Source organism: Streptomyces sp. NPDC091209 (assembly GCF_044757755.1).
Taxonomy (GTDB): domain Bacteria; phylum Actinomycetota; class Actinomycetes; order Streptomycetales; family Streptomycetaceae; genus Streptomyces.
Window position 1 is genome coordinate 260,009 of sequence record NZ_JBIVVR010000012.1, and the last position, 9,854, is coordinate 269,862.

Here is a 9,854-nt window from a genome sequence, read left to right on the forward strand (position 1 = left end):
CACCCATACGTCTCGTCACAAGCCCTGCACCTGCTACTGGCTGCTGTCGCGGTGTTAAATACCGAGCTCTTTCTCGATGAAGTCGAAGAGCTCGTCGGGCGTGGCCTCCTGGAGTTTCTCGGTGACGGCCTCGCCACGGGTTTCGCTGTGCGGTTCACCCCATTTCGCCAGCAGGGCCTGCAGTCGCAGCGCGATGTCGTTGCGTGTGCCGGTGTCCGGGTCGAGCACGGAGAGCGCGGATTCGAGCTTCTCCAGCTCCGCGATGCCGGGGGCTGCCCCGGTGCCGCCGTCCTGCGTGATCTCGGCGCGCAGGAACGCGGCCAGGATCTCGGGGGTCGGGTGGTCGAAGACCAGGGTCGCCGGGAGTTTGAGTCCGGTGGCCGCGTTGAGCCGGTTGCGCAGCTCCAGCGCGATCAGCGAGTCGAAGCCGAGCTCCTTGAAGGCGCGCCCGGCACCCACCTCGTCGGTGGTGGTGTGGCCCAGCGCGGTGGCCGCGTGCGAGCGAACCAACTCGACTACGGTGAGCGTCTGTTCGGCCGCGCTCATCACCTCGAGCCGCTGCCGCAGCCGCTCGGCCTGCGACTGCTCGCCGCCCGCCGCGCCGGTGGCCGGGGCCGCCTCGGCGAGCCGGCGCACCTCGGGCAGGTCGGAGAGGAACGGACTGGGCCGTACGGCGGTGTAGCCGGGGGCGAACCGCTCCCACTGGATGTCGGCGACCGCCACGGTCACCTCCGCGTGGTCCAGGGCCTGTTGCAGGGCGCGGATCGCGGCGGCGGGCGGCATCGCGGGCACCCCGCCCCGGTCCAGCCGTTCCCCGATCGCGCCGCCCGCGGCGAGCCCGGTGTCGCCCCAGCGGCCCCAGGCCACGGAGGTCGCGGCCAGCCCCTGGGCGTGCCGGTGCTCGGCGAGCGCGTCCAAGTAGGCGTTCGCGGCGGCGTAGTTGCCCTGTCCGGCGTCGCCGAGGGTGCCGGCCACACCGGAGAAGAGCACGAACGCCGACAGGTCCAGCTCACGGGTCAGCTCGTGCAGGTGCGCGGCGGCGTCCGCCTTGGGGGCGAGCACGGTCGCGAACCGGTCCGGGGTCAGCGCGTCGATCACGCCGTCGTCCAGCACACCGGCCGTGTGCACCACGGCGGTCAGCGGGTGCTCGGCGGGGATCCCCGCGATGAGCGCGGCCAGCGCCTCGCGGTCGGCCACGTCGCAGGCAGCGACCGTGACCTTGGCGCCCAACGCCTCTATCTCGTCGCGCAGTTCGACGGCGTCCGGCGCGTCGATCCCGCGCCGGCTGGTCAGCACCAGGTGCTCGGCGCCATTGGCCGCGAGCCAGCGGGCGACATGCGCGCCCAGCGCGCCCGTGCCGCCGGTGACCAGCGTGGTGCCCTGCGGCTTCCAGCGGCGCACCACCGGTGTCTCGGCGAGCCGCGCCCGCTCCAGCCTGCGTACGTACGCGGCGTTGGAGCGCAGCGCCACCTGGTCCTCGGCGCCGTCGCCGGCCAGGATGCCCGCGATGCGGCCGAGAGCACGCTCGTCGGTCTGCCGCGGCAGGTCGATCAGACCGCCCCAGTTGTCCGGGTACTCCAGGGCGACCGTGCGGCCGAAGCCCCACACCAGCGCCGCGGCCGGGTCGGCGAGCGCCTCGCCGGACGCGGTGGCGACCGCGCCCCGGGTGACGCACCACAGCGGCGCGTCCACCCCTGCGTCACCGAGCGCCTGGACCAGCGCGGCGGTGGCGAACAGCCCTGCCTTCCCGGCCTCTTCACCCGCGAGCAGGGACAACACTCCGGCGGGCACGGCCCCTTCCACCGAAGCCGTGACCAGGTCCGTCAGCGCCTCGCGCCCGGCTCCGGCCGGCACCGCGAGGGTCCTTATGTCGGCGCCGTGTTGGGTCAGTACCTCTGTGATCGCGGTGGCGTCAGCACCTTCGGGTAGGGCGACGAGCCAGGTGCCGGACAGGCGTGCGCCGGCCGGGTCGGCGATCCGTTTCCAGGTCACCCGGTAGCGCCAACTGTCCACCGTGGACTGCTCGCGGCTCTGCCGACGCCAGGACGACAGGGAAGGCAGGACGGAGGTCAGCGAGTCGTTGTCGGCCAGGTCCAGCTCGGCGGCCAGCGCCTCCAGATCCTCACGCTCCACGGCGTCCCAGAACCGCGCGTCCACCGCGCTCTCGGCTGCCACCGGCACCTCGACGGGCGCGGCCTCGGGCCAGAACCGCTGCCCCTGGAAGGCATACGTCGGCAACTCCGCCCGACGTGCCCCCGTCCCCGCGAACACGGCATCCCAGTCGACCGACGCGCCATGTACGTACGCCTCACCGACCGACTGCCAAAAACGCTCCAGGCCACCCTCGTTACGACGCAGCGAGCCCACCACAGCCACCGCACGGCCGATGTCCTCGGCCGTCTCCTGCACACCGACACTCAGCACCGGGTGCGGACTGGATTCGACGAAGACGCCGAAGCCGTCCTCCAGCAGGGTGCGGGTGGCGTTCTCCAACTCCACCGTCCGCCGCAGATTGGTGAACCAGTAACCCGCGTCCAGCTCCGGACCGCTCACCCACTCACCGGTGACCGTGGACAGGAACGGAACCCGCGCCTCCAACGGACGTACCGGAGCGAGGAGTTCGGCAAGCTCCTCACGCAGCAACTCCACCTGCGCCGAATGGGACGCGTAATCGACCGCGATCCGCTTCGCCCGGACACCGTCCTTCTCACAGGCCGCCAGGAACTCATCCAGCGCCGACGCCTCGCCCGAAATCACGGCCGAGGAAGGCCCGTTGACCGCCGCCACGGAGATACGGTCCTCGCCCCACGGCGCTATCAGCTCCCGTACCCGGGCCACGGGCAACGGCACCGACACCATCCCGCCCAGACCCGCCAGCACCCGGCCGATCGCCTGACTGCGCAACGCGACCACCCGCGCCGCATCCTCCAAAGTCAAGATCCCCGCCACACACGCGGCAGCGATCTCACCCTGCGAATGCCCCAGCACCGCGTCCGGCTCGACACCGGCGGCACGCCAGACCTCGGCAAGGGAGACCATCACCGCGAACAGCGCCGGCTGCACGACATCCACCCGGTCGAGGGAAGGCGCGTCCTCGGCGCCGCGCAGTACGTCGCGCAGCGACCAGTCGGTGAAGGGTTCGAGCGCCTTCGCGCACTCGTCCACCCGGGTGGCAAACACGGGTGAAGCGTCCAACAACGCCTCGGCCATGCCTACCCATTGCGACCCCTGTCCGGGGAAGACGAAGACCGTCCTGCCCCCGATCGCGGACCCCTGGGTGAGGAGGGGCGAGGTCTCCCCCGCGGCCAGCGCGGTCAGCGCCGCGACGTAGTCCGAGCGTTCCCGGCCCACCAGCACGGCTCGGGTGCCCAGGGCGGTACGGGCGGTGGCCAGGGAGTGGCCGATGTCGACGAGCCGCAGGTCAGAGCGGTTTTCCAGGTGGTCGAGCAGGCGCCGGGCCTGGTCACGCAGGGCCGCGTCGGTACGGGCGGTCAGCGGCCACGGAAGCACGGCGGCGCCGTCGTCGCCTGCGGTGTCCGGGGTGTTGCCGGTCAGTAGGGGTGCGGTCGGGGACACAGGGGTCGCCCGCCCCCCGGGCGCCTGCTCGACGGGCGCCTGCTCGACGGGCGCCTGCTCGACGGGCGCCTGCTCGATGATGGCATGCGCGTTGGTGCCGCTGAAGCCGAACGACGAGACGCCCGCGCGCCAGGGCCGCCCGGTCTCCGGCCAGGCCCGCCGCTCGGTCAGCAGCTCGATCTCGCCCATGGTCCAGTCGACGTGCGGGGTGGGCTCGGCGATGTGCAGGCTGCGCGGCAGCACGCCGTGCCGCATCGCGAGGACCATCTTGATCACACCGGCGACACCGGCGGCGGCCTGGGTGTGGCCGATGTTCGACTTGATGGAGCCCAGCAGCAGCGGCTGCTCGGCGGGCCGGTCCTGGCCGTACGCGGCGAGCAGCGCCTGCGCCTCGATCGGGTCGCCCAGCTTCGTACCCGTGCCGTGCCCCTCCACCACGTCCACATCGGCGGCGGAGAGCCGGGCGTTGGCGAGGGCCTGGCGGATGACGCGCTGCTGGGAGGGTCCGTTGGGGGCGGTCAGTCCGTTGGAGGCGCCGTCCTGGTTGATGGCCGAGCCGCGCACGATGGCCAGGACCGGGTGGCCGTTGCGGCGGGCGTCGGAAAGGCGCTCCACCAGCAGCATGCCCACGCCCTCGGCGGGGCTGAAGCCGTCGGCGTCCGAGGAGAACGCCTTGCAGCGACCGTCCGTGGACAGCCCGCGCTGCCGGCTGAACTCGATGAAGGTGCCCGGGGTGGACATGACCGTCACACCGCCGGCCAGCGCGATGGAGCACTCGCCGTTGCGCAGCGCCTGCACCGCCAGGTGCAGCGCCACCAGCGACGCCGAACACGCCGTGTCGACGGTGACCGCCGGACCCTCCAGACCGAAGGTGTACGACAGCCGGCCGGAGACGACGCTGCCCGCGCTGCCGGTGGCGAGGTGCCCCTCCAGCCCGTCCGTGGCGGCGCGCACCAGGTTGGAGTAGTCGGAGCCGTTGGTACCGACGAACACCCCGGACTGGGTGCCGCGGAGCGTCTCCGGGTCGATGCCGGCGTGCTCGAACGCCTCCCACGAGGTCTCCAGCAGCAACCGCTGCTGCGGGTCCATGGCCAGCGCCTCGCGCGGCGAGATGCCGAAGAAGCCGGCGTCGAAGTCGGCCACGCCGGACAGGAAGCCGCCCTCACGGGTGTACGAGGTGCCCTGCGCGTCGGGGTCGGGGTCGTACAGCGACTCCACGTCCCAGCCGCGGTCCAGCGGGAACTCCGAGAGCGCGTCGCCGTCGGAGGACAGCAGCCGCCACAGGTCCTCGGGGCTGCGCACCCCGCCGGGGAAGCGGCAGCTCATCGCGACGATGGCGATCGGCTCGGCGTCGGCGACGCCCGCCGCGGCGACCGGGGCCACGGCCGCCCCGCCCCGCCCCAGCACCTCGCCGCGCAGGTGACGGGCGAGGACGGTGGGCGTGGGGTGGTCGAAGACCAGGGTGGGCGGGAGCTTCAGCCCGGTGACCGCGTTCAGCCGGTTGCGCAGCTCCACCGAGGTCAGGGAGTCGAAGCCGAGCTCCTTGAAGGCCCGGCCGGGCTCGACGGCGTCAGGTCCCGCGTAGCCGAGGACGGCGGCGACCGCGGTGCGGATCAGGTCGAGCAGCAGCCGCTCCTGCTCGGTCTCGGACCGGCCGCTCAACTGCCGTACGAGCTCGGCGGCACCGTCGGTGTCCGTCGCCTCGGCGCGGTTGCTGTCCACGGCTTCGCGTGCCTCGGGCAGGTCGTGCAGGAGCGGCCGGGTGCGGCCGGAGGTGAAGGCCAGGACGAAGCGCTTCCACTCCATGTCGGCGACGGTCAGCGTCGTCTCGTCCCGGTCCAGCGCGTGCTGGAGAGCGCTCACGGCCCGCTCGGGCGACATCTCGAGCACGCCGTGTCGGCGCATGCGGTCGCCGACCGCGCCCTCGGCCATGCCGCCGTCGCCCCAGGGGCCCCAGGCGATGGCGGTGGCGGGCAGCCCGGCCGCGCGTCGGTGCTCGGCGAACGCGTCCAGGAAGGCGTTGCCGGGCGCGTAGTTGCCCTGGCCCGGCGCGCCGAACGTGGCGGCGAAGGAGGAGAACAGCACGAAAGCCGACAGGTCCAGGTCGCGGGTCAGCTCGTGCAGGTGCAGCGTGGCGTCCACCTTGACCCGGAAGACCCGTTCGACCTGCTCGGGCGTGAGCGCCTCGACCACGCCGTCGTCCAGGACGGCGGCGGTGTGCACCACGGCCGTCAGCGGGTGCTCGGCGGGGATCCCCTCGATCAGCGCGGCCAGTGCCTCACGGTCGGAGACGTCACAGGCCGCCACGGTCACCTTGGCGCCCAACGCCTTTATCTCGTCGCGCAGTTCAGCGGCGCCCGGCGCGTCGATACCGCGCCGGCTGGTCAGCACCAGGTGCTCGGCGCCGTTGGCCGCGAGCCAGCGGGCGACGTGCGCGCCCAGGGCTCCCGTGCCGCCGGTGACGAGCGTGGTGCCCCGCGGCTTCCACTCGCGTACGGCCGGAACGTCGGCCAGCCGCGCCCGTGTCAGGCGGCGCACGTACTGGCCGGAGGCGCGCAGCGCCACCTGGTCCTCGGCTCCGTCGCCGGCGAGGACCTCGACGAGCCGGGACAGGACCCGCGCGTCAGCGTCCTGCGGCAGGTCGATCAGACCGCCCCAGCGCTCGCCGTGCTCCAGCGCGGTGACCCTGCCCAGGCCCCACACCGGCGCCTGCGCGGCGTCCGCGATCGGCTCGGCGCGCCCGGTGGAGACGGCACCCCGGGTGACGCACCACAACGGCGCCGCCACCTCGGCGTCACCGAGCGCCTGGACGAGGGTGAGGGTGGCGATCACGCCGGCGGGCGCGGCCTCCTTCAGGGAGTCGCCCCCGGCCGGGGTCAACAGGGAGAGCACACCGGCGAGTTCGGGCTCGTCGGCGAGCACCTCGTGGATCCGGGCGGCCAGCTCGTCGCGGCTCTCGCCGGCGACCGCGAGGGTAAGGACCTCGGCGCCGTGCTCGGTGAGCGCGCCGGTGATCGCGGTGGCGTCGGCCCCCTCGGGTACGGCGATCAGCCAGGTGCCGGACAGGCGCGCGGCGGCCGGGTCGGCGATCCGCTTCCACGTCACCCGATAACGCCAGCCGTCCACCGTGGACTGCTCACGACTCCGCCGACGCCACGACGAGAGCGCCGGTATCAGCGAGGTCAGCGTCTCGTCCCCGTCGATGTCGAGCTCGGCCGTGAGCGCGGCGACGTCCATCCGCTCCACGGCCTCCCAGAACCGTGCGTCCACCGGGTCCGCCGTCGCGGCCTCCTCGACCGTCCCGCTCTCCAGCCAGTACTGCTCCTGCTGGAAGGCGTACGTGGGCAGATCGAGGTGGCGTGCGGCCGTACCGGCGAACACGGCATCCCAGTCGACCGACGCGCCATGTACGTACGCCTCACCGACCGACTGCCAAAAACGCTCCAGGCCACCCTCGTCACGACGCAGCGAGCCCACCACAGCCACCGCACGGCCGATGTCCTCGGCCGTCTCCTGCACACCGACACTCAGCACCGGGTGCGGACTGGATTCGACGAAGACGCCGAAGCCGTCCTCCAGCAGGGTGCGGGTGGCGTTCTCCAACTCCACCGTCCGCCGCAGATTCGCGAACCAGTAACCCGCGTCCAGCTCCGGACCCCTCACCCACTCACCGGTGACCGTGGACAGGAACGGAACCCGCGCCTCCAACGGACGTACCGGAGTGAGGAGTTCGGCAAGTTCCTCACGCAGCAACTCCACCTGCGCCGAATGCGAGGCGTAATCGACCGCGATCCGCTTCGCGCGGACACCGTCCTTCTCACAGGCCGCCAGGAACTCGTCCAGCGCCGACGCCTCACCCGAAACCACCACCGAGGAAGGCCCGTTGACCGCCGCCACCGAGATACGGTCCTCACCCCACGGCGCAATCAGCTCCCGCACCCGCACGGCCGGCAACGGCACCGACACCATCCCGCCCAGACCCGCCAGCACCCGGCCGATCGCCTGGCTGCGCAACGCGACGACACGAGCCGCGTCCTCAAGCGTCAAGATCCCCGCCACACACGCGGCGGCGATCTCACCCTGCGAATGCCCCAGCACCGCGTCCGGCACCACCCCCACCGAACCCCACACCTCGGCAAGGGAGACCATCACCGCGAACAGCGCCGGCTGCACGACATCCACCCGCTCCAGCGAGGGAGCACCTGCCACACCACGCAACACGTCGGTCAACGACCAGTCGGTGAAGGGTTCGAGTGCCTTCGCGCACTCCTGGATACGGGAAGCGAACACCGGGGAAGCCTCCAACAGCCCCTCGGCCATCCCCATCCACTGCGACCCCTGACCGGGGAACACGAACACCGTCCGACCACCGACCACCGAACCGGTCACCACACCGGCGGCCATCGCACCCGAAGCGACCGCCTCCACTCCGGCCACATGGTCCGGACCCAGCACCACGGCCCGGTGCTCCAGCCCGGCCCGCGTCAGGGCAAGGGAACGTCCGACCGCCACCACATCGGCATCCCGATGTGCGATCCACTCCCCCAGCCGCGCCGCCTGCGCCCGCAGCGCCGCCATGCCCTTGCCCGACAACACCCACGGCACCACCGCAACCGCGGGGGCGACGTCCTCCGGACCCGCGCTCTCCCCGGCCTCCGGCGCCTGCTCCACGATGACGTGAGCGTTCGTGCCACTGAAACCGAACGACGAGATGCCCGCCCGGCGCGGACGGTCCGCCTCGGGCCACGCGACCGCCTCGCTCACCAAGGACACCGCGCCCGCCGACCAGTCCACGTGCGGAGTCGGCTCGCCGACGTGCAGGGTCTTCGGCACCACACCGTGGCGCATGGCCTCGACCATCTTGATCACGCCGGCGACACCGGCGGCGGCCTGGGTATGGCCGATGTTCGACTTGATGGAGCCCAGCAGCAACGGCTGCTCGGCGGCCCGGTCCTGGCCGTACGTGGCCAGCAGCGCCTGCGCCTCGATGGGATCGCCGAGGGTGGTACCGGTGCCGTGCGCCTCCACCACGTCCACATCCGCGGCGGACAGCCGGGCGTTGGTGAGCGCCTGATGGATGACGCGCTGCTGCGACGGGCCGTTGGGCGCGGTCAGACCGTTGGAGGCACCGTCCTGGTTGACGGCGGAGCCACGGACGACGGCCAGCACGGGGTGGCCGTTGCGCTGCGCGTCGGCCAGGCGCTCCACGAGCAGCATGCCGACGCCCTCGCCCCAGCCGGTGCCGTCGGCCTCGGCGGCGAAGGGCTTGCAGCGCCCGTCGGGGGCGAGGCCGCGCTGCCGGCTGAACTCGGTGAAGGTGGCGGGGGTCGCCATGACGGTGACACCCCCGGCGAGGGCGAGGGTGGACTCGCCGTTGCGCAGCGCCTGCACCGCCAGGTGCAGCGCGACGAGGGACGAGGAGCAGGCCGTGTCGATGGTGACGGCCGGACCCTCCAGGCCGAAGGTGTAGGCGACGCGGCCGGAGGCGATGCTGCCGGAGCTCCCGGTGCCGAGGAAGCCCTCGACGCCCTCGGGCACGGTGTCCAGGCGGGCGGTGTAGTCGTGGTACATCACGCCCGCGAACACGGCGGTGCGGCTGCCGCGCACCGAGGACGGGTCGATGCCCGCCCGCTCGAACGCCTCCCAGGAGCTCTCCAGCAGCAACCGCTGCTGCGGGTCCATCGCCAGGGCCTCGCGCGGGGAGATCCCGAAGGGGGCGGGGTCGAAGCGGGCGGCGTCGTAAAGGAAGCCGCCCTCGCTGACGTAGCTGGCCCCGGCGCTGTCCGGGTCGGCGTCGTAGAGCGACTCCACGTCCCAGCCCCGGTCGACGGGGAAGCCGGAGACGGCGTCGTCACCGTTCTCGACGAGCCGCCACAGATCCTCGGGAGTACGGACCCCGCCGGGGTAGCGGCAGCTCATCGCGATGATCGCGATGGGCTCCTGGTTCTTCTCCTCGACCTCGCGGAGCCGCCTGCGGGCCTGGCGCAGATCGGCGGTCGCCCGCTTGAGGTAGTCGCGAAGCTTGTCCTCGTTCACCATGTGCGTGGGCTCCATGCCAGAGAGGCGGTTGTACGGGTCGGACCGGCCGGGTGCCCCGCAGGGCGGGCCGGGCCGGGGTCCGGGGGTGGTCGGTTGGGACCCCCGGCGGCTGTCGGGTCGGTCGAGGGCGGGCCGGGTGGCGGGTGCGCCGCACCTCGGAGGGGGCCCTCCCGGTCTGGCCGGACGAACTCGTCCGGCCGGGAGGGGCCCCCTCGCGGAATGCGTCACGCCTGCCGCTC

General features: G+C 72.7%; 1 protein-coding gene. It reads right to left on the reverse strand.

The annotated features are described in order from the left end of the window. Window positions 1-54: 54 nt before the first annotated feature. A complete protein-coding gene (locus ACIQRL_RS31210; protein WP_401337806.1) occupies window positions 55-9,612 on the reverse strand; it encodes a type I polyketide synthase in 9,558 nt (3,185 codons plus the stop codon). Window positions 9,613-9,854: the final 242 nt, after the last annotated feature.